The following is a 21,930-nucleotide window of genomic DNA, read 5'->3' as shown; positions in this document are numbered from 1 at the left end:
TCTGGTTGATCCATCTTCGCGCGCGCCACCTTGCGGCCCAGTTCTCAATATCCGGCTAATCCGGCGCATCAGACCTCCGGCCGCCATCCCGGCGGCGCGAGTTTGAAGCCTGAAAATTCAAACCCCGGCGCGACCGTGCAGGAGACCAGAGTCCAGTGGCCGAGTGTCTCGGCCGTCTGCCAATGATCGGCCGGGATGATGCCTTGCGGACGCTGGCCGGCGCGCAGGTCCGGGCCGAGCGTCATCGATGCGGCGCCCTTCCCGTCCGGCGGCGAGAGGGTCAGCGCAAGCGGCCCGCCGGCATGCCAGAACCAGGCCTCGTCAGCGTCCACCTTGTGCCAGGCGGACACTTCATCGGCCTGCAACAGGTAATAGATCGCGGTCATCGCGCCGCGCCCGCGACCGCCGGACCGGTAGGTTTCAGCATAATGCCCACCTTCCGGGTGCGGCCTCATGTTCAGGAGGCGGATGATCTCGTTCACGCCGAGATCGCCGGACAGGGCCACCGGCATCAGAACTTGTCCTTCCGCCCACGGATTTCCCCGAAGGTCGCTACGGCGTCGCCCGGGTGGCCCATCGCGATCTGCATGATCTGCAGGTCCGCGCGCAAGAAGGGATTGGTCGCCAGTTCCCGCTCCAGCAGCGCCGGTACGGTCGGCAGGTCTTCGGCGCGGCGCTTCTCGATCCACGCGACATATTCCTTCAGCGCCTTGTTCTCCGGCTCGATGCTGACGGCGAACTTCGCGTTCGATGCGGTGTATTCATGCGCGCAATAGAGACGCGTCTCCTTCGGCAGCGCCTTGATACGATTCAGGCTGTTCCACATCATTTCCATCGTGCCTTCGAACACGCGGCCACAGCCGAGCGCGAAGACGGAGTCGCCCACAAAGGCCGCGTGCTGGTGGGGAAAGTGGAATGCCACATGTCCCAGCGTATGGCCGGGCACATCCAGAACATGGGCCTTCGCGCCCCCGAGCTCCAGCGTGTCGCCCTGTTTCACGGCAAGATCGAGACCCGGAATCTTCGCCGCTTCGCCCGCGGGACCGACGATGCGGCAACCCGTCGCTTCCTTGATGCGGAGGTTTCCGCCGGCATGATCGGGATGCCAGTGCGTGTTCCAGATCTCGTTGATCGTCCAGCCGCGCCCGGCGGCCTCGCCCAGATAGCGCTCGGCATCCGGCGTATCGACGGCCACCGTCTGCCCGGATGCCGGCTCGTGAACGAGATATCCGTAATTGTCGTTCAGGCAGGGAAACTGGTGTATGTCGAGGTGGATGTCCATGTACCTGTCTTCCGTGTTGCGGTCCGGGAACCGACTTTAGCCCATGCGTCAGGACGCCGTCACCCTCGAACGTTTCTACGCCTCGGCGCTCGGGCGCGCGGCAAGCCGTGTGCTGGCCGGCAAGATGACTGACCTGTGGGGCGACGCAGCCGGTCTCAGCCTGCTGGGCCTTGGCTATGCCCTGCCGGCGCTGGAAGCCTTCGGCAATGCGCCGAGCCGCATCATTGCCGCCGTGCCGTATGAGCATGGACCCGTCAGCTGGTCTGCTTCGGAGCGCGGGAATGCGGCGGTTGCGGTCGGCGATCCGCGCCTGCCCTTCCCGGACGGCCTGTTCGACCGCGTCATCGTGTTACATGGCCTCGAGGAGACCGGCGACCCGCGCGCCTACCTGCGCGAGATCTGGCGCGTGACGGCGCCCGAAGGCCGGATTGTGCTGGCGGCGGCGAACCGCGCGGGCCTCTGGTCGCGCGCGACCCAGACGCCGTTCGGACAGGGCCGGCCCTGGACCCGCAGCCAGTTGTCGAACCTCCTGTCGGGCGGCCTGTTCCAAGTCACCGCCTCGTCCAGCGCGCTCTACATGCCCCCCGTGGCGCACGGGCTGGTGACCTCCGCCGCCGAAGGCTGGGAGGCGATCGGACGTACATTCACGCCCGGACTCGGCGGTGTGGTGCTGATCGAAGCCGTGAAAAGATTGTACGCGCCGCCGAATGGCGGAGCCGCCGCCCCCGTGACCGAACGTATCCGACTGGCCCGTCCGGCACGCGCCACCCGGCGCGAAGAGCATTGACGCGCCCGATTGTAACATTACCTTCGCACCTGCAGCACACGCCCAACCCGAGGACCGCGCCATGAAAATCATCACCGCCGTATTCAAGCCGAGCCGCCTCGATGCCGTAATCGAAGCGATTTCCGAAGCGGGCGCCACCGGTCTGACGGTCACCGAAGTGCGCGGCTATGGCCGCCAGCAGGGCAAGACGGAAGTCTATCGCGGGGCGGAATACGAGGTCCGCCTCCTTCCGAAAGTGAAGGTCGAACTCGCCTGCGCGGATGATGATGCCGAGCGCATGATCGAAGCGATCACGCAGGCCGCCAATACCGGCACGATCGGCGACGGAAAGATCTTCGTCCACGACCTAGAAAGCATCATCCGCATCCGCACCGGCGAACGCGACGAGCAGGCGATCTCCGGCTGAGCCGGCCGGGCAGCTGCCCGGCCCCATCCTACTCGATGATTTCCATCCCCTCGGGGATGACGAACGCTTCCTCGACCGAGGCGACGCCGACCTGCGACTCCAGCAATTCGCCGGGTCCGTTCTCGCGTCGCTCATAGGCCGCGACCAGCGAGAGGTAGGGCGGCACATGCACCCAGCCATGTTCGGCCGTGTTCTGCAGGATCTCGAAGTGCAGGTGGATGGTCGTCGCCGTTCCGCCGAAATCGTTCGACACATAGCCGAGCAGGTCGCCCGCCTTCACCTGCTGCCCCGCCGTGACGGCCAGCCGGTTCATGTTCATGTGCATGTAATTGTAGATCCGACCATCGCCGCGCAGTTTGACCGTGTACGTACCGATTGACGAGATCACCCCGTCCTCGACCGCAACCACTTCATGCAGGCCGCGTTCGGCTGGCGACTGTCGGCGCAGCTCCTTGCAATCGTCAGCGGTGCCGACGCGGATGTCCTGGCCCTGGTGAATCTTGGCCACCGGGCAGAAGGGCGTCGTACGGTTGGCCGTGCGCGTTTCGCAGAAATTGTCCCGCCAGGCGGCGGCGAAGTTGCGCGCGTCACATTGGTCACCGCCGGCAACACCGCCGCCGAAGCTGAACACCTGGGACTGAAGGACGGTGGGGGCGGATTTGATCGGGAAGACCATATCCGGCGCATGCACGACCTGGTCGCTGAACCCGCCGCCGGATCCGGCCAGCAGCACACCCGGCGCGTAATAGCTGAATACCGGCTCAACCGGGACCGGATCGGTCGCAGGCGTGTCCGGCTCGGTCGTGTCGGGTGTCGTGTCCACCGGCGGCGTCGTATCGACAGGTACTTCGGCGGGCGGCGTGTCCGGATCGGTCGTTGCGTCGACCGGATCGGTGGTCGTTCCATCCGTAGACGGATCCGTTCCGGTATCGGCCGGCGTGTCGTCTTCCGGAGTTTCGACGGGCGTATCCAGTTCGGAATCATCGACATCCGGCGGCGGCGGACCTGGCGCGCCGGGCGGGATCGCCGGGCCGGCATCCGGTGTCTCGGGCGGCGGCCCACCATCGCCGGGGAAGCGTACGAAGTCGCAGGCCGCAAGGGTGGTCAGGAAAAGCGCGGCCGCCGCTGCGGTCAGTACGTGTCGCATCAGCGTGTTCCTGAGATCGCCAGGTCGCGTGCGAAGGCGACCGCTTCATCCTCGGTGATGCATTCAGGCATGCCGTTCACCAGTTCCTTGCACTCGAACTCGACGAGATAGTCCGCCCCGTAGCGCGAGAACGAAACCTGTGCGCCGGTCGTCGTCGGCGCGAAGATGAAATTCTCCGTGCGCGGCGCAACCGTCTGGCCCGGCTCGGTGATCACCACGTTCGTGCCGTTGACGATGATGTCGTAGGCATCGCCCGGGAACCAGGCGTAATAGCCATCATCGGTCGGCTGGAAACGGATCGCAACTTCGCCGGACTGGACCGCGACCGGTCCCGAAGGCAGGAAGACCGGCACGGGCGGTGCCACTTCGCCGGACTGGACCTGGAAGCTGCCCTCAAGATCGTCCGATGTGCGCGCGGCAAGATCTCGTCGCGCGGCCTCCCAGTCGATGGTTGCCCCGGCTGCGGCCGCTTCCGGGCGCACCGGCAGATCGGCGCTGGCGGGCGATACGGTATCTTCGCCTGACACCTCGTCCACGGCTGCAGTCTCGACCGGGTCGCCGGTCTTCTCGAACAGGCGCTCGCAGGCCGTCAGGCTGAGGGCGCCCGCAAGAGCGCCTGATATAATCAGGGAACGGATCATTGAACCGGGTCCTTTCCGGGATGGGCTACGTAATCTGGATCGGCGTAAGCAACGCCTTCGATCTTCAGGAGGCGGTCCTGAACCGCGCGGATGTCTTCCGGGGCGGCCGGCGCGCCTGGCGGCATCATGTAGGCGAGCTTGATCTCGCCGGAATAACTGGCACCGACGAGCGTGAAGTCGGCCAGGGCCGGCACGCGCGCGGTCAGGTCCTGCCAGGCTGTTTGCGCGGCGGCGGGGTCGCGTTTGAAATTGCGCGTGATCGTATCGATCTCGGGCGCGCCCTTCAGGCGCACAATGAACTGCACCTCGGTGCCTTCGGCGCGGGCGGGACGCTCCGACGCGGCAGGCGGATCGCCACCCGCCTGCGCGATCTCGACCACCGGAATCACCGCCTCCATGCCGGACATTCCGCCACCCAGTTCCGGATCCTGAAGGACCGGCCGGTCCGGCGAAGCGGGCGGTGACTGGATGTCGACTGTCAGTACCGGGCCCTGTTCGCTGCTGGCCTTCGCCGCAGGCCGCGCGGGATCGGAATTGATCGCCGCGACGGCCAGCGCCACCGCGCCACCCACGCATCCCAGCCCCAATGCGCCGAGGGGGCCTCCCAGATGCAAGGGCGCGCGGCTTTGACTCATGTCAGCGTCCTCCGCCGCCCGTCTGAAGGGCAGGTATGTTGGAAAGGTTCAAGAGACCGGCCCCGCACGGGCGGGCGCACATGTCGGGATTGTCAGGCAACGGCGTTGTTCCAGGATACTGGCTGCAGAGCCCCGAACATTGCAAGGCCTGCCTCGGATCGAGCGCGGATTGCAGCGTGGCGACCAGCTCGTCCCTGTTGGCTGTGGGCGAGCGTGCCTTGAGCAAGGCGAGCGCAGCCGAGACGTGCGGGGCGGCCATGCTGGTGCCCTGTTCGAAGGCATAGTAGCAGTTCTCCACGCTTTCTCCGGTGACCGGATCGTAGCAATTGGTCGCGGCTTTGGTGGACAGCACGCCGTCCGGCTTGCCGTCGCCATTGTCATCCCGGGTCAAGTCACCGCCGGGGGCCAGCAAGCTCACCTCCGGTCCGTAATTCGAATACGGTGTCAGCTGTCCGCGCGCATCACTCGCCGCCACGGTCACGACCCCCCGGCATCCGGCCGGCGCGTAGAGACTGGTCGACATCCGTGCATTGCCTGCCGCCGACACGACAATCGCGCCATGTTCCGTGGCGGAATCGATGGCGTCCTGCAGCGAGGCTGGGCAAGACCCCAGAAGGCCGATCGACAGGTTGATGACGTCGGCCGGGTTCTCGTTCCAGACTTCCGAATTGTCCGGGCCTTCAGCCGGAATGATGCCGGCGGCCCAGCGGATCGCATCGTTGATGTCCGACAAGCGCCCGCCGCATTTGCCGAGCGCGCGAACCGGGACGATGCGCACATTCCAGGCACCGCCCGCCACGCCGGCCCCATTGTTCGTGCCCGCCGCTCCGACCGTGCCGGCAACGTGAGTGCCATGGAAGCTGTCGGCGGCGTTCGGTTTGGTCGGGTCGCACATGTCGCCGGGATCGTTGGCGTCGCTGTCGCGGCCATCGCCGTCATTGCCCATCCGCGGATCGGAGACCATGTCCCAGCCGGGCATGATGTTCGGCGAACCGGCGATGTCGGGATGGCTCATCTGCAGCCCGGTATCGACCACGGCCACGACCACGCTGCGCGAGCCGGCCGTGCCCTGGCGCTTCCAGAACGTCTCGAACCCAGCCCCGCCGGCCGAGCGACCGTCGGAAGTGCCGCGGTCACGCAGGTCCCATTGCAGGGACCAGAGCGGATCGTTGGGATCGAAGCTGGCGGTCGTTGGCGTCGGCGTAGACGTTCCGCTGCCTGAACCGGTCGTTGCTGTGCCCGTTTCGGTTTTTGGCGGAGTCGTCTTCGGGCGGCGCACGAACTGGTTCTGGAAGATATAGTCCGGCTCGACATATTCGAACTGTCCGGAGGCGCGCAGGTCACGCACCACACAGGCGGTCGCCAGCGCCAGGTCGTCGCCGACCTGTTCGGGCTGCATGCTCTCCGGGCACTCCGCCTGATCGGCGCGCACGAGGAAATCCCCTGCCGCCGTGCCGGCGCCCCGGTACTGGGTCGGGCTCGCGCCATCAGCGCCAATCTGGATCACCATCTGGCCCTCACGCGAGAGCGCCACTTCGCCGCCTATCTTGTACTTCGACATCGTCTCCAGCATGACACCGTTGGCATCGAGCTGCTTTTTCACCGCCACGCGGTCCACGGGCGCCCGGCGCGCGAGCTTGCGGATCTCCGCCTTCTCCTCGACCGGCAGCGCCTTGAACTCTTCAGACGTCATCCGTTTGAGGCGCCGCGACAGAACCGGCTCCTCGGTCACCATCTTGTCAACGTCCTGCGTCGCCTGCGCGACGTCACGCTCGGTCTTCGACACGGCGCGCGGATCGATGGTGATTTTCGGCAGTACCTGTTCGGCGGTTACGACGCCGCCCGCAGGCGCGCGCGATTGGGCCTCCTCCGGCGCGGGCGCCGGCACAGATTCCAGCCCGTCTGTGGCGCCGGACTCCGGGGTTTCCTCGTAATAATATTCTTCCTCGAAGTATTCGAGTTCCTCGGGTGTCAGCTCGGTGTCGGAAACCGCGAGCGACTCCATCTCGGGAATGTCCTTCGGCTTGGCGATGATCGAGCCGATCGCAAACAGGGGCCGTTCCTCGTCGTCGATGGCGAATTCCACCATGACCGTGCCCGCCAGCGCGCGGTCTTCGACCGAGGCGACTTCCAGATTGTGCTGGCTCTCGTCCACCACGGTCTCGCCGCTGATCTGGCCCGCCGAAGTCTCAGCAATCTCCTTCGCGCGGTCGATCCGCTCGCCGATCTGGTCACATCCCGCAAGCAGGACTGTCCCAGCCAGGGCAGACAGGATAATCCGGCGAGCCGGCCGGTCTGTCAGTCGTTTCAACATGTTGGATATCCCCATGCGATTGCCAATGAACGCCCCAGCCCCATAGGTTAACGCTGTGATCAGATTATGACGAGGCGGCGCCCATGTCCAACCCTCTGATACGCCTGTCCGTAAAGGCGATTACCCTCAGGAGCACCGATTGAGCCAGACCATCCGCCTCGAAATCACGCCGCCGCTGGCCGAATTGATCCTGGACCAACCCCAGCGGCGCAATGCCCTGTCCCTCGACATGTGGGCCATGCTGCCGGGCCTGATCGCCGAGGCGAATGCCCATCCGGACGTGAAAGTCATCATTCTGCATGGCGGAGGCGGCGGGGTTTTTGCGGCCGGCGCCGATATTTCCGAGTTCCCGGTCATCTACGGCACCGAAGTCGCCGCCCGCCATTCGGGCGCCACCATCGCCCGCGCGCTGTCTGCGCTCGAAGACAGCCCCAAGCCCGTTATCGCGGCCATCGAGGGCGCCTGCGTCGGCGGCGGAGTCAGCCTTGCGGTCGCCTGTGACCTGCGTATGGCCAATGCGGCCGCCTCGTTCGGAATCACGCCCGCCAAGCTCGGCCTCGTTTATCCACCCGAAGACATGCAGCGCCTCGCCGACCTGGTCGGCGCCGCCACAGCCAAGCGCCTGCTCTATACCGGGCGCATCTTCTCCGCCGCCGACGCCCTCAACATGCGCCTCATCGACGAAGTGGTCGACGCGCCGTCCATCCTGACGGCGGCCCGGGAACTCGCTCGGGAGATCTGTTCGGTCTCGCAATGGTCGGTGCGCGCCACCAAAAAAATGCTGCGCGGTTTCCGCAATGGTGCCGGTGCAGGATCCAACGCCGCCGCGGAACTGTTCCTGGAAGGCTTCGCCAATCCGGACTTTGCCGAGGGCGTCGATGCCTTCCTGTCGAAACGCCGGCCGGACTGGAAGGTGAAATGACGCTCCTCTCCCCGGCCGAAGCGCTGCGCGCCTTCCGCAGCCGCCTGCCCGCACGCGCGCGCCTCTATGCCGGTGGCTGCAGCGGCGAGCCGCTCGGCTTCGTCGAAGCCTTCCGCGCAGAGCCCGAACTCGCCGCCGGCCTCACCTTTGTCGGCCAATGGGTGCCCGGCCTCAACCAGACCGACTGGGCGGGCCTGCATCCCGAAGCGGGAGCCGAGACGACCTTCCTGCCACCGGCCTGGCGCGCCAGCTTCGAAGCCGGCCGCACGCGCATCCTGCCGCTCAGCTATTCGCAGTCCTGGGACTGGCTCGCCCGCACGCCGCTCGACGGCGCGCTGATGCTGGTCTCGCCGCCGGACGAGGACGGCCAGGTCAGCCTAGGCGTCAGCCCGGATTTCGGGCCGCTGATCCTGTCGCGGCGGGACGTGCCTGTCCTTGCGCTGATCAATCCGATGATGCCCGCGCCGCCGCACAGCCCGAAAGCGCCGCTCTCGCGCTTCGCCCTTGTGGCCGAAGAGGCCCGCGCGCTCGTCAGCGTGCCGCCCGCGCCGCTTGCTCCGGCCTTCGCCGACATCGCGCGCCACATTGCGGCGCTCCTGCCGGACGGCGCGGCTTTGCAATTCGGCATCGGCAATGTGCAGCAGGCCATCCTCACCGAGCTTGCCGGACGCAAGGGCCTGTCGATCTATTCCGGCATCGTTTCCGATCCGGTGATCGGCCTGCTCGATGCCGATCCGGATCTTCAGGTGACGACGGGCGTCGCGGTGGGCACGGCAGCCCTCTATGACCGTCTCGCACGGGAACCGCGCGTCCGTTTCCGGCCGGTCAACGAAACCCACGCGCTCGCCCGCCTTGCGGCCCTGCCCCGCTTTGCGGCCATCAACTCCGTTCTTGAAGTGGACCTCCTCGGTCAGGCGAATGCCGAATTCATCCGGGGACGGCAGGTCTCCGGCACCGGCGGTCTCACCGACTTCCTGCGCGGTGCGCGCGCCTCCGAAGGCGGCCTCGGCATCACCGCGCTGGTGTCCACAGCTGCGGGTGGAACGGTCAGCCGTATCGTGCCGCGCTTGTCCGAAGGTGCCGTCACGGTCACCCGCGCCGACATGGACATCGTCATCACCGAACACGGCGCCGCTCGCCTGCGCGGCCTGGACGTCGACGCCCGCGCCGCCGCCCTGATCTCGATTGCCGATCCGGTCCATCGCCCCGCACTGAAGCAAGCATGGGAAGACATGCGCCAAACCCTCTAGTTTTCGGGCAAAGAAAAGTAGAATGCGGCAATTTCGTTCGCCAGCCCAGACACGGATCGGCCGTGAGGTTCCTCATACCCATTGGACAGAACAACGATGCCGAGGCGGTCGTCCGGAAAATAGCTGAAGGCGGTAGCGAACCCGACAGCCGAGCCGCTATGACCGACGCGCCGGTGTTTGTTATAGGGTGTTACACCAAAGCCAAGCGCATATGGCGTGACACCTTCGCGCACAGGATAGGTGATGAAAGCACTGTCCCAACTTTCCGCCGAAAGAAGATCGCGCCGCTCGATGGCGGAGATGTATTTGATCAGATCGCCGGTGGTCGACAGAACGGCGCCCGCACCAGCCTCGACTTCGAGTTCCATCGGCTCAGAATTGAGAAGACCATTTTCGGTCCAAAAGTATCCATCCGCCCGCTGAGGAATGATAGAAACGTAGTCGAGCATGCCGGTATGCGACATGCCCAGCGGCTCGAAAATCTCGGAGGAAAGCACCTCGCCCAGGCGCCGTTCAGTGACCTGTTCGATAACGACGCTGAGAAGCACGAAGTTTGTGTTCGTATATTCGAATCGCTCGCCCGGCTCGAAATTCAGCGGAAGACAGGCAGCCTCTTTTAGTGCGTCGCTGGACTTGTATGCTGCCGTCTGTTCATGGGCACAAGGATTGTCGATGAAGTCCGGAATACCGGAGACGTTCGACAAAAGCTGGCGAAGTGAGATGCCGCGCCAGGCGTCCGGCAAGTCCGCGACATAGGTCGATACTGGCTCATCCAACGCGACTAGGCCCTTTTCCTGTAGGCGCAGCACCGTGATGGCGGTCATCGACTTCGTGATTGAACCAATCGCATAAACCGTATCGTTGGTCGCGGGTGTACCTGTCTCAAGGTTCGCCATACCGTAAGATCGCTGGTCGACGATCACGCCGTTCTTCAACACCGCAAACGACAAGCCCGGAATGTGGCGCTCTGCCATCTGCGAGGTGATCAGGAGATCGGCTGCGTCCAGCGCCCCAGGCTGGGAAACATGCGCGCAAGCCCCCAGCACAACGCCACAGATTGCGAGAACGAGTGGCTTCAACATGGTTCCTCCAACGCCGTCACCTCCATCATCCTCGTATCAGGCAGGCACCTGCGTGCTCAGACGCCCGCCCATACGGATCGGCTCGATGCGGGTTGCAAGGCCGGTGCGGTCGTCGGTCTCGACATAGGTGCCGCAAAGCGTGCCTTCGCCAAGTGCGGGCTGGTAGCGCTCACCGGGCAGCTGCGACTGGAAGCGGTAGAGTGAGCCTTCCTTCTGCATGCCGATAACCGAGTCATAGTCCCCGCACATGCCGGCATCGGTCTGGTAGGCAGTGCCGCCTGTCAGGATCATCGTATCCGCCGTCGGCACATGCGTGTGGCTGCCGACCACAAGGCTTGCGCGGCCATCGCAATGATGTCCCATGGCCATCTTCTCGGACGTCGCCTCGCAATGCATGTCCACAATGATTGCATCGGCCACTGCGCCAAGCGGCATCTGGTCGAGCGCCTGATCCGCCGCTGCGAAGGGGCAGGTCAGCGACTGGCGCATGAACACATTGCCCTGCAGCTGGACGACGCCGATTCGGCGGCCATCGGCCAGTGTGAAAAGCTGGGCCCCCTTCCCCGGCGCGCGGGCATGGGCGGGATAGTTCAACGGGCGCAGCAGGCGCGGCTCGCGCTCGATATAGGTCAGCGCCTCGCGCTGGTCCCAGGCATGGTCGCCCAGCGTCAGGCAATCGGCACCGGCGGCGAAAAACTCCTCCGCAATCTGACTTGTGAGGCCGAATCCGCCCGCCGCGTTCTCGCCGTTGACCACGACGAAATCCAGCCGCAGGCGCGCCTTCAGGCCGGGCAGGTGCGACTGCACCGCGCTGCGGCCGGGCTTGCCAACGACATCTCCGAAAAAGGCGAGTTTCATGACGGAAAGCCTATGCCTGCACATTCATCCAAAGAAAAGGGCGCGGAAGCCGAAGCCGCCGCGCCCTTCAGGATCAACAGGCGCTAGGCCTTACTTGTTGCCAGCCGAGAAGCCGAGCGTCTCCTTGGTCAGCTTCTTCGACGGATCCTCGACGGCATCGACGAAGGTCTGGGCCTTGATCGGCTCCTTCGGCGACAGTGTGATGGTCAGCGTCTTCGGCTCGGTCACGAAGCTGGAAAGCGCGGTGGCAAGTTCGGTGATGACGACCGTGTCGATGCCGGTACCGGCGGCGAACATCGGGGCCATGGCGAACATGCCGGAGAGTTGCGAGCGCACAGCGGCCGGGTCTTCACCCGACTGGGCGGCGTAGGCGTTCAGGGCACGGTCGACCATGCCGTCATCGTCCAGGCCGATTTCCAGCTGGTGGATGACCAGGCTGTCCATCACGGCGTTCAGCATGGCTTCCGGATCGGCATTCTCGTCGAGCGACTGGACCTGGGCGGCGGCGATGGCTTTGGTGCCGGCATATTTGGCCGACAGGTCAAACTTGAAGCCGTCGTTCAGTTTCCAGAAGTTCTTGCCCTTCACGAGGGTCACAACGTCAGCCTCCGGATCATAGAGCGACTCGCCCTGGCCCGAGAAGGTCAGCGTTTCGTAGCCGAGGGTCGACAGGGCGCTGGCGAACTGTTCGCCATCCGGGTTGTCGCGCGCGGCGATGGTCAGCGAGAACGGATCGGTGACGACCTTCGTGGCCCGGCCGAGCTTGTCTCGGCTGACGGACGAAGTCAGCGACGGCATGTCGACGCTGGCGCCGACGATGTCGGCCTTGAACGCCTTGAGGCTCATCGCATCATAGCCGGGGTTGGCAGGGTCAGCCTGGATGGCCGAGGCCAGCGCGCCCGGATCAGCGTCCGGACCCGTGCTGTCTTCGAGCGCCTTGCTGAACAGGCCATAATTGATGCCCTTTACGCCGAAACCTTCGAGCGAAACTTTCACGTCTTCGCCGGTGGCTTCCGTGAAATCGAACTTGAGGTTCGACAGGCCGATCAGGCCGGCCTTCTCGATCTTGAGATCCGAGATGTGCATCGAGTCGACGGTGAAGGTACCGGTGCCGCTGGCATCGGAGACGTCGAAATTCACGCCGCTGACCATCCAGCGGTCAAACGACAGGGCCGAGCCTTCCGGGAAGGGGGCGGGCTCGCCCTTGCCGAGCAGGCTGGCAACCCAGGCGGCCGTTTCCGGCGACGGGTTCACAAGCTCGATCGACGCGATCTTGCCGGTGCTCTGCTCTTCGGAGCCTTCGGCCGGGGTGATCGTGATGTCCGACAGTTTCATCAGCGCGAAATTGGTCTGGCCGTCGAAGACGCCAAGGCCGTCGAATTCGAGCTTCGCCGCCTTGATGACGGGCGGGATCGCCGGCTCCTCGACAGTCTGCATCTGGGATTTGAGGGTCTCGATCGTGTCGCCCGTGCCGTCATCGGCCACGCCGTCGCCGTCCATGTCCATATAGGCCCACATGTCGGCGATCTCTTCATCCGACGGACCGGAAATGGTGGGGCCCGATGTGTCGGCCGGAAGGCTGAGGACCACGTCGTTGAAGACGGCCTTGTCGCCATCGACCTTGCTGCCCGCAAAGGTCAGGCGCCCGGCGCCGGACTCAGCCAGGGAGAGAGAGGCGAGGGCGGCGCCCGCCGTCGCTGGGTCCCCTTTATGGAGTGAGACCTCCGGAAGGTCGCTGGCGCTGAATACAACCGACGCGGGAGTCGCCCCGCCAGCCGCCTTGTCTTTCTGCCCACATCCCGTAAGCAAAGTGAGCGCGACAACGCCCGTGAGCAGATATTTCATATTTGGTCCCTCAGATTGTGTTGGCCGCGTACGACCCGACAGGTGTTTTAACATGCGTTTGAATGATGGCCACACCATGACACTGCGTGCCGCCGGCGGACACCGGATCAAGGTACGGCTCGAGGTGAACGCCAAGGCGCGCCGCCTCATCATTCGTCTCGACGAGCGCCGCCGAGAAGCCGTCGCTGTAGCACCGTCTTCGCGCCAAATCGAGGCCGCAGCCGCATTCGCGGCGGAACGGGTCGACTGGATTTCCACGCGGCTGCAGCATCTGCCGGAGATAACGCGATTCGAGGATGGGGAAATCTTCCAATACAAGGGAGAGGACTGCCAGATCTCCCTGGAAGGCGAAGGCCGGATTGCTCGTCTTTACCCTGGTGAGCCCCGTATTCTCTCGGTTCCCGGCGATCCGGAGACCACACAGGCGCGGGTGGTCCGCTTCCTCAAGAAACAGGCCAAGGCCGACCTGACCCGGGCCGTGACCCGGTACAGCGAGATCCTGAAAGTCGCCCCCAAGGGGATTTCGGTGAAGGATACCCGCTCGCGCTGGGGATCGTGCACGGCAGACGGCCAACTGGCCTTCTCCTGGCGCCTGGTCATGGCGCCGCCGGAGGTTCTTAACTACGTTGCGGCCCATGAATGCGCGCATCTGCGGGAAATGAACCATTCCGCGAGATTCTGGGCCCATGTGGCCAGATGCTGCCCGGATTGGCAGCGCCAGCGCGCCTGGCTACGCCTCCACGGGACCGAGCTCCAGGCCGCCGGCGAATAATCCGTGTCAAGACGATTTTTTTGCGCCAGCCGCAAAAATATTTTTCTCGCGCCCCACGCGAGTTCAAAGTCCGTACCCAGACTTTATCGAGGTGAGTTTTAAATCCAGCCTCAGGACTGTTCGAGCAGCGCAGGGCCGCTGGGTTCATTCATAAGACCGAACCCGATCGTCCGCGAACCGTATTCGCCCTCCCGGTAAGCGTCGATATTCTCCTGAAACCAGCTGAGGATGTACTGGTAGATATGGGCATAGAAGGGCCCGGAATCGGCGTCCTCGATCGGCAGGCGGAAGGTGTATTGGGCGCCGTCCTCGATCCCGACCACGAAATCCTCGCCGGTCTTGCGGCACTCGAACTTCAGACGCAGCCAATCGGCCTGTTTCGACACACGGAACGCCAGGCCGAATGAGACCGGCCCCAGCGGCCGGAAGCCGCGCGGCGGGATCGAAAAGGCGAGGTCGCCGTAGGGGCGCGGCTCGAAGGCGCCGACCGGGGGCACGAGGTGGACACAGATGCCATCCGGCGCCCCGATATAGTCGCACAGGCCGCCGCGCACTTCTTCGGCGAGGCGGCGGATACGGCTGTAATTCTCCTCGACCAGAACCTGATAGGTCTCGACGGTCTGGATCAACTCTTCGAAGCGGGACATCGCATGCGGGCCTTGCTGTTGCGGGACCTCGCAAGGCTAGACCGGATCGGCCGGGCCTTCAAACCGGCGGTGTTAGGCGGCGCGGTGCAGACGCACCGGTGCGGCCGCCGCCGGATCCGGCTGCAGGCGCGGCGGCACAGCAGTGCGGGCGAGTTCGACTGCCAGCGCCGGGGCGACGCCCTCGCCGAAATTGCGGATCACGCTGCGCACCGTATCGAGGAAGCCGGCTTCTTCCTCGACGATTTGTGCATAGCGCGCCGCAATCGGCCCCACGAGCCCATAGGACAGGAACACGCCGAGGAAGGTGCCCAGCAGGGCCGCGCCGATCATCACGCCCAGGATGGCGGGGTCCTGGTCGATGGCGCTCATGGTGCGGATGATACCCAGTACGGCCGCCACGATGCCGAGCGCCGGCAGCGCATCGGCCAGCGTGTTGAGCGCGCCAACCGCTTTGAGGCGCCGGTCGAGCTGCGCATGGATCGCCTGCTCCATCCGCGCATCCGCCCGGGCCGGGTCGGCAAGGTCCAGCGCCATCAGGCGGAAAGCGTCGCAGATCAGTGTGCGGGCAGACGCATCCTCCAGGATGCGCGGTGCGGCCTGGAAGAGTGGCGACTCGTCCGGGTGCTCGATATCGGCCTCGATGGCGACAAAGCCGCCGCGCTTGGCCTTGCGCATCAGGGCGCCGAGCAGCACGAACAGATCGGCATAGTCCGCCTTCTGCCAGCGCGCCCCGCGAAAGGCGCGGCCAAAACCGGCAAAGGCTTCGCGTGCCACATCCGGCGAATTGCCCAGCAGCACGGTGCCGAAGGCCGCCCCGCCGATCAGCGCGAGTTCGAACGGGAGCGCCTCGACGGCCGCCGGCCCGCCGGTGACGACGAGTCCGCCGCCCACCAGAATCAGGACGATCACAAGGCCGGCAATCTGCAGCACGTTCAAAACACTCCCCAAAGACGTCACCGCGCACTAGACCAGACGCATCTTAAGGCGGCGTTTCATCACTGCCTCTACGTCCAGTCTGGACATTTGGCGCGGCTGGCCGGAAGAGACACCCATGGCTGGTGAGACAGAGCGCCTTCCCGATCAACCGAGACCGGACCGGCGGAGCGCATTCATCCTTCTGTTCTTTGCGCTGATGGCGATCGGCGCCGGCAACACGATGCTGCTGGCAGCTGTGTTGCCCCAGCTCACACGCGAAATGGCAATGCCCGACTGGATGGCGGGGGCCGTGTTCTCGCTGTCGGCGCTGCTCTGGTCGATCACTTCGCCCTTCTGGGGCAAGCGTTCCAACATCTGGGGCCGGCGCCGCGTCGCCGCGATCGGCCTCGGCGGGTATGCCCTGTCGATGTTCCTGCTCTGGCTGACCGGCACGTTGGCAATGGCCGGCGTGATGACCAATATCGTTGCAATCTTCATCTGCCTCGCGCTCGCCCGTTCCCTGTTCGGCCTGATCGGTTCGGCGGCGAACCCCGCCGCACAGGCCTATGTCGCGGACCGCACCAGCAAGGCCGAGCGCCAGGGCGAGATCGCCTTCCTCTCCTCCGGCTTTAGCGTGGGCACGGTGATCGGCCCGGCCTTTGCGGCCGCGCTCGCCGCTTCGGCGGGCATCCTCTCCCCTGCCCTGTTCACGGCGGTCCTCGCCGGCATCATGGCGGCGCTGATCTGGTTCCGCCTGCCGGAAACCCGCGCGCCCGTCGCCGACGCGGTGCGCATCCAGGCCGAGTCCGCCGGCAAGGATCTCTGGCGCGCCGAACGGGTGCTGCCCTTCCTCATCTACGCGGTCGCCCTGTCGCTGGTCTCCGGCGTGCTGACGCAGGTGTTCGTCTTCGCGGTGATGGACAAGATGAACGTCTCGGGCCGCGAGGCCGCGGCCTATACCGGCCCGGCCTTCACGGTTGGCGCGGTGGCCGTGCTGCTGGCCCAGCTGGTGCTGATCCCGCGCCTGCACCTGCGCAACAAGACCCTGATGTGGGTCGGCTGCCTACCCCTGCTCGCCGGGGCACTGCTGATGATCATCGCCAACAATTACGCGACGCTTATCCTGTCGCAGTTCATGATCGGCCTTGGCCAGGGCCTTGCGCGGCCGGGCTTCTCCAGCGGCGCCTCGCTCGCCGTGCCGCCGCAATTGCAGGGTAACGTGGCCGGCCTCGTCATCTCGGCCAATGGCATGGGCTATATCGTGACGCCGCTGTTCGGATTGTTCGTGTACGAATATGTCAGCCCCCAGCTGCCTTTCGTGCTCTGTTCGCTGATGCTGCTGGGGATGTTCGTCTATTCCCGCTTCGGCATGAAAGACGGCATCGGCGAAATCCGCGAGGACGAGGATTAGACTGCGCATCAAAGGAAAGGACGGTCTTTTGGCCCGAAGCGCTCAGTCGATCCTGCGCGAAGTCCCGTCTTCAGAAGCGTGCTCCATGCCGAGTTCGGCATCCAAAACGTCATGCAGTGCCGCCAACTGGCGGCTGACCGGGAGAACGGCGCGGTGCGTGTAGACTTGGTACATGTATGCGTTTTCACTGAGCTCGTTCCGGAATGCCGCATCGGCGCGCATCGCCGCTGTATCGCAGTCGGGGTTCAGCCAGATCTCACCTTCGTGGATTCGCGATGCACCGACATGGTGGATGATCAGGCCAGGATAGGCTTTGCCCAGATCACGTCCCGCATCCGACATGACAGCAATCAGGTCGCGGGCGCGTGCGGCGTCCTGGATGTAAGCAAGGACTGCGGCCCGCACGGTCGGGGACGTCAATTGATCCAGGCGGCCTGTCGACAGAAGCTCCGTGACCGTCGGCAGGTCTGCGGGCGGTACCGTTGTATGCGCCGATCCTGCGATCGCGTCGCACTGCGACGGCGAAATCGCCGCGCCTTCCGCCGTTCCTGACAGGAGATCGACCGCATCAAGCAGCTGTCGCGAAAATGTGGTCCGTTCATAATCATACCGCGCACGCACATTTGCCAGCTGCACGACCTCATCATGCAAGCGGACCAGGCACTTCTGCTCGCTCTTTTGGCGTTCCCGTTCCACGGACCAGGCCTGCGCCTGGAAGCCGATGAACACACCCACGACGACAATGACAAAGTCGATGCCGACCGCAGTCCACTCCTGCTTGCGGACATGGTCGATCACTTTGCGCAGCAACATTTGGTAAAGCCCCCGAAGACCGTCGCTGTCGCATTTCGCCACAAGCTCCCCACGCAAGGACGCTAGTCCAAGGGCAAGGGCCTGTAAATTTGAGATTCTCCGGTTGGCGCGAACGACCCATGTCGGCGTTTCCCGCCGCGCGACCTCTCCTTAGTTCACGCCCGTCGAAGCGACGCCCGGCGAAGACTGCAGCAGGGCCAGAACCTCCTTGGTCGGATAACCGTCGGCGATCATGCCTTGCGTCTTCTGGAAGGCCGCAAGCGCGAGCTTGGTGCGGCGCCCGGCAATGCCGTCCACCGAGCCGGCATCGAAGCCGCGATCATTCAGCGCCTGTTGCAGCGCGCGGATCTCGGTGACGGTCAGCGGCACGAGCTCGGTCGGCCAGGGTGTCAGCGGCCCGCGCTTGCCCATGATCGCATCGCCCGACAAGCCAACGGCGAAGGCGTAGGAGTCCGCGCGGTTATAGGTCTTGAAGACGTTGAAGTTCTTGAACAGCAGGTATTTCGGGCCGAGGTGCCCGGCAGGCACCCACAGTTCAGCATACTCGGCGCCGCCGGTTTCGAACGGTCCGCCGATGATCGGCGTCAGGCCCGCGGCCATCCAGGTTTCCATCCGGCGCTCATTGCCGTCGGCCAGGCTGTAATCGAACGTGTCCGGCAGGCGCACCTCGATGCCCCAGGGCTGGCCCATCACATAGCCGGAGCGCGACAGGTAATTGGCGGCCGAGGCCAGCGCGTCGGCCTCGCTTTTCCAGACATCGCGCTTGCCGTCGCCGTCAAAATCGACCGCGTGGGCGATATAGGTCGACGGCATGAACTGGGTGTGGCCCATCGCGCCGGCCCAGCCGGAGCCGAGATCCTCGCGGCGGGCATAGCCCTTCTCCACGATGGTCATCAGGGCGTAGAGTTCGTCCTCGGCAAACTTCTGGCGGCGGCCTTCGACGGCCATGTTGGCCAGCGCATTGGCCGCGTCGTCATTGCCGATGAACCCGCCGAAACTGGTCTCCATGCCCCAGATGGCCAGCAGTACCTTACGGTCCACCCGGTATTTCGCCTCGATGGCATCCAGCGTCGGGTCGAGGGCGGTGAGCTTCGCCTGCCCGTTGGATATGCGGGATGTGCCCATCGGGACCTTGAGGTAATCCCAGATCGGCTTGGCAAATTCGGCCTGTTCGCTGGGCGCGGTCTGCGCCTGCACCTGCGAGCCAAGCCAGAGCGGCAGGGGGTAAATGCCCGATAACAAAGATTTCACGAGCGCCCGGTCGTGGCCGGCGCCCATGGCGCGGTTCGAGAAATCGTCGCGCCAGGCATCCATCTCGGCCAGGCCCGAGCTTTCATATTGGATGGGGCCCGTTTCGGGCGCAGGGGGTTGTTCTATTGGGGGTTTTGGCGAAGGCGTGGCTGGCGGGCCGCTGGCGCAAGAGGCCAGAAGTCCGCAAATGGCGGCCGTTGCCATCCATTTCGAGCGCGCCAATCCGGCGATTATCATGGCGGAGACCCCTTTTTGGGGCTGCAGGCTGCAGCCCTCGTCCTTGACTCGGCTATCCGGATTCATTACGCGCTCCGCTTTCCCAATTCCTAACCGTACCAGGCCAGACCCATGAAAGTCCGTTCGTCCCTCAAATCGCTGAAGTCGCGCCACCGCGACTGCAAGATCGTTCGCCGTAAAGGCCGGGTGTACGTCATCAACAAGACCGACCCCCGCTTCAAAGCAAAGCAAGGCTGAGCCTTTGATGAACAGGCAATAAGGCGCCAGAATGGCAGCCCGTATAGCCCTGTTTGATCTTGGCGGCGTGATCCTCGACTGGTCGCCCGCCCGCCTCTACAGCCGGATGTTCAGCGACGCCGCCGAGTGCGATCGCTTTCTCGCGACCGTCTGCACGATGGATTGGCACAATCACCACGATGCCGGTGTGAGCTTTGCCGACAACGCGGCCCCGCTGATCGCGAAATATCCCCAGTACGAAATCCAGATCCGCGCCTGGAGTGGCCGCTGGATGGAGATGTTCGACGGCTGTATCGACGGCGTTGAGCGCCTGGTCGAGAATCTTGCCGGCAGCGGCCGGCCGATGTTTGCCCTGTCCAACATGCCCGCTGAAGCTTGGCCGCAGGTGCGTGACGCCTTCCCGGTCCTCACCCGCTTCCGGCAGGTGATCGTCTCCGGCGAGGTGAAGCTGGTGAAGCCGGACGCGAAGATCTTTCACTATACCCTCGCCAAGATAGGCGGCCCCTCCCCCGACGAGGTGCTGTTCATCGATGACTCGCCGAAGAACATCGCCACCGCCGATGCACTGGGCTTCCGCACCCACCTGTTCAGGGGCGCGGCCGGACTTGAGCGGGCGCTGATACTAGAAGGTCTGCTGTAGGAACGGCGCCTTCTCATTGCCGCGCCCGGCCTGCCGCGCCATATTGCAGGCGATGCTGAAGCGTTTCTTCCTTGTTGCCCTGATCTGGCTCGCGCCGGCTGCCCATGCCGCGCCGACCGAGGAAATGTTCACCAAACTCAAGGCCGCCACCGAAGAGGCCGAAGCCGCCGACGTGGCCGCCGACATCTGGGCCACCTGGCTGGAATCGGGATCGGCCACGGTGGACCTGCTGATGGAGCGGGCCGTGATGGCGGACGCCGCCGGCGATACGGACACCGCGCGCGAGCTGCTGGACCGGGTCATCCTGCTGAAGCCGGACTATCCTGAAGCCTATCACCGCCGCGCCGGCCTGTTCCTGGAGACCGAGAATTATCCGGAAGCCCTTCGCGATCTCAACGAGACGCTCAAGCTGGAGCCGCGCCATTTCGGGGCCTGGCTCGGCATGGGCATGATGCTGGAAAGCCTCGGCGGCGAGCAGGAAGCGCTCGACAGCTACCGGGAAGCGCTGTCGATCTATCCGCTGATGCCGCAGGCACGCTTTGCCGCGGATCGGCTGGCCAAGAAGGCCGAAGGCCAGGAGCTTTGAAACGCATGATCACGGCAATGGCTGCGACGGTCTCCGCGCTGGGTCTGGGCGCGTGTGTGACGAGTATGGCCTATACCTCCAAGGTCGAGCGCAGCTTCCCGGCCAAAGGCGCAATGGTTCCGGTCGATGGGCGCGACGTGCACGTAATCCGTCAGGGCGAGACCGGCCCGGCGGTGCTGATGATCCACGGCGCCAGCGCCAATGCCCGGGAGTTTACCTGGACCCTGGCGCCGCGCCTCGAGACTGAAATGCGCGTGCTGATGGCCGACCGGCCCGGCCATGGCTATTCCGACCGGTTCGACGGCGCCGAGCAGCTGGGCGCGCAGGCCCGCCAGATGGCCGGCGTGCTGGACGCGCTGGCGCCCGGCGAGAAGGCCGTCATTGTCGGCCACTCCTTCGGCGGCGCGGTCGCGCTGCGCCTCGCCCTCGACCGGCCAGACCTTGTCTCCGGCCTCGTCCTGCTCGCACCAGTCACGAATGACTGGGGCTCCGGCGGCACGGCCTGGTACAACACACTGGCCGCCCCGCCCCTGCTGGGCACCGCGTTCAGCCAGCTGCTGCCCCTAGTCGGACCGTCACAGGTGCGCGGCGGCATCAGCAGCGTATTCGATCCGGCCCCTGCCCCGGACGGCTATTTCGAGAATTCCGCCATCGGCCTCCTGTTCCGCCCGCCGAACTTCCGCGCCAATGCGCGCGACGTGACATCGCTGCGCGAGGAACTGGCCGCGCAATCGGCCCGGTATCCTGATCTCGTCATGCCGATTGTCGTCTTCTCCGGCAGCCAGGACACCGTCATCTCACCGAATCTGCACGTCGGCCAATTGAAGCAACAGGTCACCGTCGATCTCGTGATCCTTCCGCATGAAGGCCACATGCCCCATCACGGCGAAGGCGAAGCGGTCGCGGACGCCATACGGCGTCTGGCGCTCGCCGCCGAGACCCGCTAAGAGGCTCCCCTTCGCCTGAAAATCCCGGAAAGGAACCGCCATGGCCGACAATGCCGAGATCACCAAGATCGACGAAACCACCCGGGAAAAACTCCGCCAGACCGTCGCCAAGATCGAGCGTCTGGAGGAGGAAAAGAAGGAAGTCGCCGAGCAGATCAAGGAAGTATACGGCGAAGCAAAAGCCATCGGCTTCGACACCAAGGCCCTGCGCCAGGTGATCCGCCTGCGGAAGATCGAGCGGGCCGAACGTGAGGAACAGGAAATGATCCTCGAAACCTATCTGATCGCCCTCGGCGAAGCATGAT

24 protein-coding genes are annotated in these 21,930 nt (G+C 64.9%); 11 read left to right on the top strand and 13 right to left on the bottom strand.

What is annotated here, in order from left to right; all coding sequences use genetic code 11:
• Positions 1 to 68: 68 nt before the first annotated feature.
• A complete protein-coding gene (locus tag GC148_RS08630; RefSeq protein ID WP_291070270.1) occupies positions 69 to 512 on the bottom strand; it encodes a cupin domain-containing protein in 444 nt (147 codons plus the stop codon).
• Positions 512 to 1,282, bottom strand: a complete 771-nt coding sequence (gloB, locus tag GC148_RS08625; RefSeq protein ID WP_291070269.1) for a hydroxyacylglutathione hydrolase — start codon at positions 1,280 to 1,282, stop codon at positions 512 to 514. The genes GC148_RS08630 and gloB overlap by 1 nt, the downstream gene beginning before the upstream one ends.
• Positions 1,283 to 1,325: 43 nt before the next feature.
• Here gloB and GC148_RS08620 point away from each other — a divergent pair, with 43 nt between their 5' ends.
• Together GC148_RS08620 and GC148_RS08615 are read left to right on the top strand one after the other, a co-directional pair.
• Positions 1,326 to 2,069: a methyltransferase domain-containing protein gene (locus GC148_RS08620; RefSeq protein WP_291070268.1), complete on the top strand. Its 744-nt coding sequence runs from the start codon at positions 1,326 to 1,328 to the stop codon at positions 2,067 to 2,069.
• A gap of 61 nt (positions 2,070 to 2,130) precedes the next feature.
• Entirely contained in the window at positions 2,131 to 2,475 is a 345-nt protein-coding gene (locus tag GC148_RS08615) for a P-II family nitrogen regulator (protein ID WP_291070267.1), read from the top strand.
• Between the two features lie 28 nt (positions 2,476 to 2,503).
• On the opposite strand, the gene GC148_RS08610 is transcribed toward GC148_RS08615, so the two are convergent.
• Genes GC148_RS08610 through GC148_RS08595 form a run of 4 tightly spaced genes read right to left on the bottom strand, consistent with a single transcriptional unit; the run spans position 2,504 to position 7,212 of the window.
• A complete protein-coding gene (locus GC148_RS08610) occupies positions 2,504 to 3,622 on the bottom strand; it encodes a M23 family metallopeptidase (RefSeq protein ID WP_291070266.1) in 1,119 nt (372 codons plus the stop codon).
• Positions 3,622 to 4,263: a hypothetical protein gene (locus GC148_RS08605; protein WP_291070265.1), complete on the bottom strand. Its 642-nt coding sequence runs from the start codon at positions 4,261 to 4,263 to the stop codon at positions 3,622 to 3,624. Before GC148_RS08605 ends, GC148_RS08610 begins: the two co-directional genes overlap by 1 nt.
• The gene (locus tag GC148_RS08600; protein ID WP_291070264.1) at positions 4,260 to 4,898 is read right to left on the bottom strand and encodes a hypothetical protein; all 639 of its coding nucleotides are present in this window, start codon (positions 4,896 to 4,898) and stop codon (positions 4,260 to 4,262) included. The genes GC148_RS08605 and GC148_RS08600 overlap by 4 nt, the downstream gene beginning before the upstream one ends.
• A gap of 1 nt (position 4,899) precedes the next feature.
• Positions 4,900 to 7,212, bottom strand: a complete 2,313-nt coding sequence (locus GC148_RS08595; RefSeq protein WP_291070263.1) for a S8 family peptidase — start codon at positions 7,210 to 7,212, stop codon at positions 4,900 to 4,902.
• A gap of 139 nt (positions 7,213 to 7,351) precedes the next feature.
• On the opposite strand from GC148_RS08595, the gene GC148_RS08590 reads away from it, so the two are divergent.
• Both GC148_RS08590 and GC148_RS08585 read left to right on the top strand, forming a co-directional pair.
• Entirely contained in the window at positions 7,352 to 8,134 is a 783-nt protein-coding gene (locus GC148_RS08590; RefSeq protein WP_291070262.1) for an enoyl-CoA hydratase-related protein, read from the top strand.
• Positions 8,131 to 9,384: an acetyl-CoA hydrolase/transferase C-terminal domain-containing protein gene (locus tag GC148_RS08585; protein WP_291070261.1), complete on the top strand. Its 1,254-nt coding sequence runs from the start codon at positions 8,131 to 8,133 to the stop codon at positions 9,382 to 9,384. The genes GC148_RS08590 and GC148_RS08585 overlap by 4 nt, the downstream gene beginning before the upstream one ends.
• On the opposite strand, the gene GC148_RS08580 is transcribed toward GC148_RS08585, so the two are convergent.
• The 3 genes from GC148_RS08580 to GC148_RS08570 all read right to left on the bottom strand — a co-directional run bounded on the left by GC148_RS08580 (position 9,381) and on the right by GC148_RS08570 (position 13,169).
• Complete coding sequence (locus GC148_RS08580; protein ID WP_291070260.1) at positions 9,381 to 10,466, bottom strand: serine hydrolase domain-containing protein; 1,086 nt, start codon at positions 10,464 to 10,466, stop codon at positions 9,381 to 9,383. The genes GC148_RS08585 and GC148_RS08580 overlap by 4 nt on opposite strands.
• A gap of 36 nt (positions 10,467 to 10,502) precedes the next feature.
• Positions 10,503 to 11,324 (bottom strand): TIGR00282 family metallophosphoesterase, encoded by an 822-nt coding sequence (locus tag GC148_RS08575; RefSeq protein ID WP_291070259.1) that lies wholly within the window; start codon positions 11,322 to 11,324, stop codon positions 10,503 to 10,505.
• 90 nt (positions 11,325 to 11,414) lie between these two features.
• Complete coding sequence (locus tag GC148_RS08570) at positions 11,415 to 13,169, bottom strand: hypothetical protein (RefSeq protein ID WP_291070258.1); 1,755 nt, start codon at positions 13,167 to 13,169, stop codon at positions 11,415 to 11,417.
• A gap of 76 nt (positions 13,170 to 13,245) precedes the next feature.
• On the opposite strand from GC148_RS08570, the gene GC148_RS08565 reads away from it, so the two are divergent.
• Positions 13,246 to 13,941: a SprT family zinc-dependent metalloprotease gene (locus GC148_RS08565; protein ID WP_291070257.1), complete on the top strand. Its 696-nt coding sequence runs from the start codon at positions 13,246 to 13,248 to the stop codon at positions 13,939 to 13,941.
• Positions 13,942 to 14,051: 110 nt separating this feature from the next.
• Here GC148_RS08565 and GC148_RS08560 read toward each other — a convergent pair whose 3' ends face one another.
• Both GC148_RS08560 and GC148_RS08555 read right to left on the bottom strand, forming a co-directional pair.
• Positions 14,052 to 14,588 carry a hypothetical protein gene (locus tag GC148_RS08560; protein WP_291070256.1) on the bottom strand — a complete coding sequence of 179 codons (537 nt, stop codon included), beginning with the start codon at positions 14,586 to 14,588 and terminating at the stop codon, positions 14,052 to 14,054.
• A 72-nt stretch (positions 14,589 to 14,660) separates the two neighbouring features.
• Positions 14,661 to 15,518: a motility-associated protein gene (locus GC148_RS08555; RefSeq protein ID WP_291070255.1), complete on the bottom strand. Its 858-nt coding sequence runs from the start codon at positions 15,516 to 15,518 to the stop codon at positions 14,661 to 14,663.
• Positions 15,519 to 15,639: 121 nt separating this feature from the next.
• Between GC148_RS08555 and GC148_RS08550 the strand changes: the two genes are divergently transcribed.
• The gene (locus GC148_RS08550) at positions 15,640 to 16,914 is read left to right on the top strand and encodes an MFS transporter (protein ID WP_291070254.1); all 1,275 of its coding nucleotides are present in this window, start codon (positions 15,640 to 15,642) and stop codon (positions 16,912 to 16,914) included.
• A gap of 42 nt (positions 16,915 to 16,956) precedes the next feature.
• Here the strand turns inward: GC148_RS08550 and GC148_RS08545 are convergent, their stop codons facing one another.
• Together GC148_RS08545 and GC148_RS08540 are read right to left on the bottom strand one after the other, a co-directional pair.
• Positions 16,957 to 17,727, bottom strand: a complete 771-nt coding sequence (locus tag GC148_RS08545) for a hypothetical protein (protein WP_291070253.1) — start codon at positions 17,725 to 17,727, stop codon at positions 16,957 to 16,959.
• 150 nt (positions 17,728 to 17,877) lie between these two features.
• Positions 17,878 to 19,041, bottom strand: coding sequence for a lytic murein transglycosylase (locus GC148_RS08540; RefSeq protein WP_291070252.1), 1,164 nt, complete (start codon positions 19,039 to 19,041; stop codon positions 17,878 to 17,880).
• 285 nt (positions 19,042 to 19,326) lie between these two features.
• On the opposite strand from GC148_RS08540, the gene ykgO reads away from it, so the two are divergent.
• From ykgO to GC148_RS08515, 5 genes are read left to right on the top strand one after another with little or no spacing between them, the layout of a single operon-like run.
• Positions 19,327 to 19,452 (top strand): type B 50S ribosomal protein L36, encoded by a 126-nt coding sequence (gene ykgO, locus GC148_RS08535; protein WP_011648318.1) that lies wholly within the window; start codon positions 19,327 to 19,329, stop codon positions 19,450 to 19,452.
• A gap of 31 nt (positions 19,453 to 19,483) precedes the next feature.
• Positions 19,484 to 20,092, top strand: coding sequence for an HAD family phosphatase (locus GC148_RS08530; RefSeq protein ID WP_291070251.1), 609 nt, complete (start codon positions 19,484 to 19,486; stop codon positions 20,090 to 20,092).
• Between the two features lie 52 nt (positions 20,093 to 20,144).
• Positions 20,145 to 20,678, top strand: a complete 534-nt coding sequence (locus GC148_RS08525) for a tetratricopeptide repeat protein (RefSeq protein ID WP_291070250.1) — start codon at positions 20,145 to 20,147, stop codon at positions 20,676 to 20,678.
• A 5-nt stretch (positions 20,679 to 20,683) separates the two neighbouring features.
• Positions 20,684 to 21,625 carry an alpha/beta hydrolase gene (locus GC148_RS08520; protein WP_291070249.1) on the top strand — a complete coding sequence of 314 codons (942 nt, stop codon included), beginning with the start codon at positions 20,684 to 20,686 and terminating at the stop codon, positions 21,623 to 21,625.
• A 40-nt stretch (positions 21,626 to 21,665) separates the two neighbouring features.
• Positions 21,666 to 21,929: a DUF2312 domain-containing protein gene (locus GC148_RS08515; RefSeq protein ID WP_291070248.1), complete on the top strand. Its 264-nt coding sequence runs from the start codon at positions 21,666 to 21,668 to the stop codon at positions 21,927 to 21,929.
• Position 21,930 lies beyond the last annotated feature (1 nt).

Source organism: Hyphomonas sp. (assembly GCF_016125515.1).
In the GTDB taxonomy this organism is placed as follows: Bacteria; Pseudomonadota; Alphaproteobacteria; order Caulobacterales; family Hyphomonadaceae; genus Hyphomonas.
This window is presented reverse-complemented; position numbering and strand designations above follow the sequence as displayed.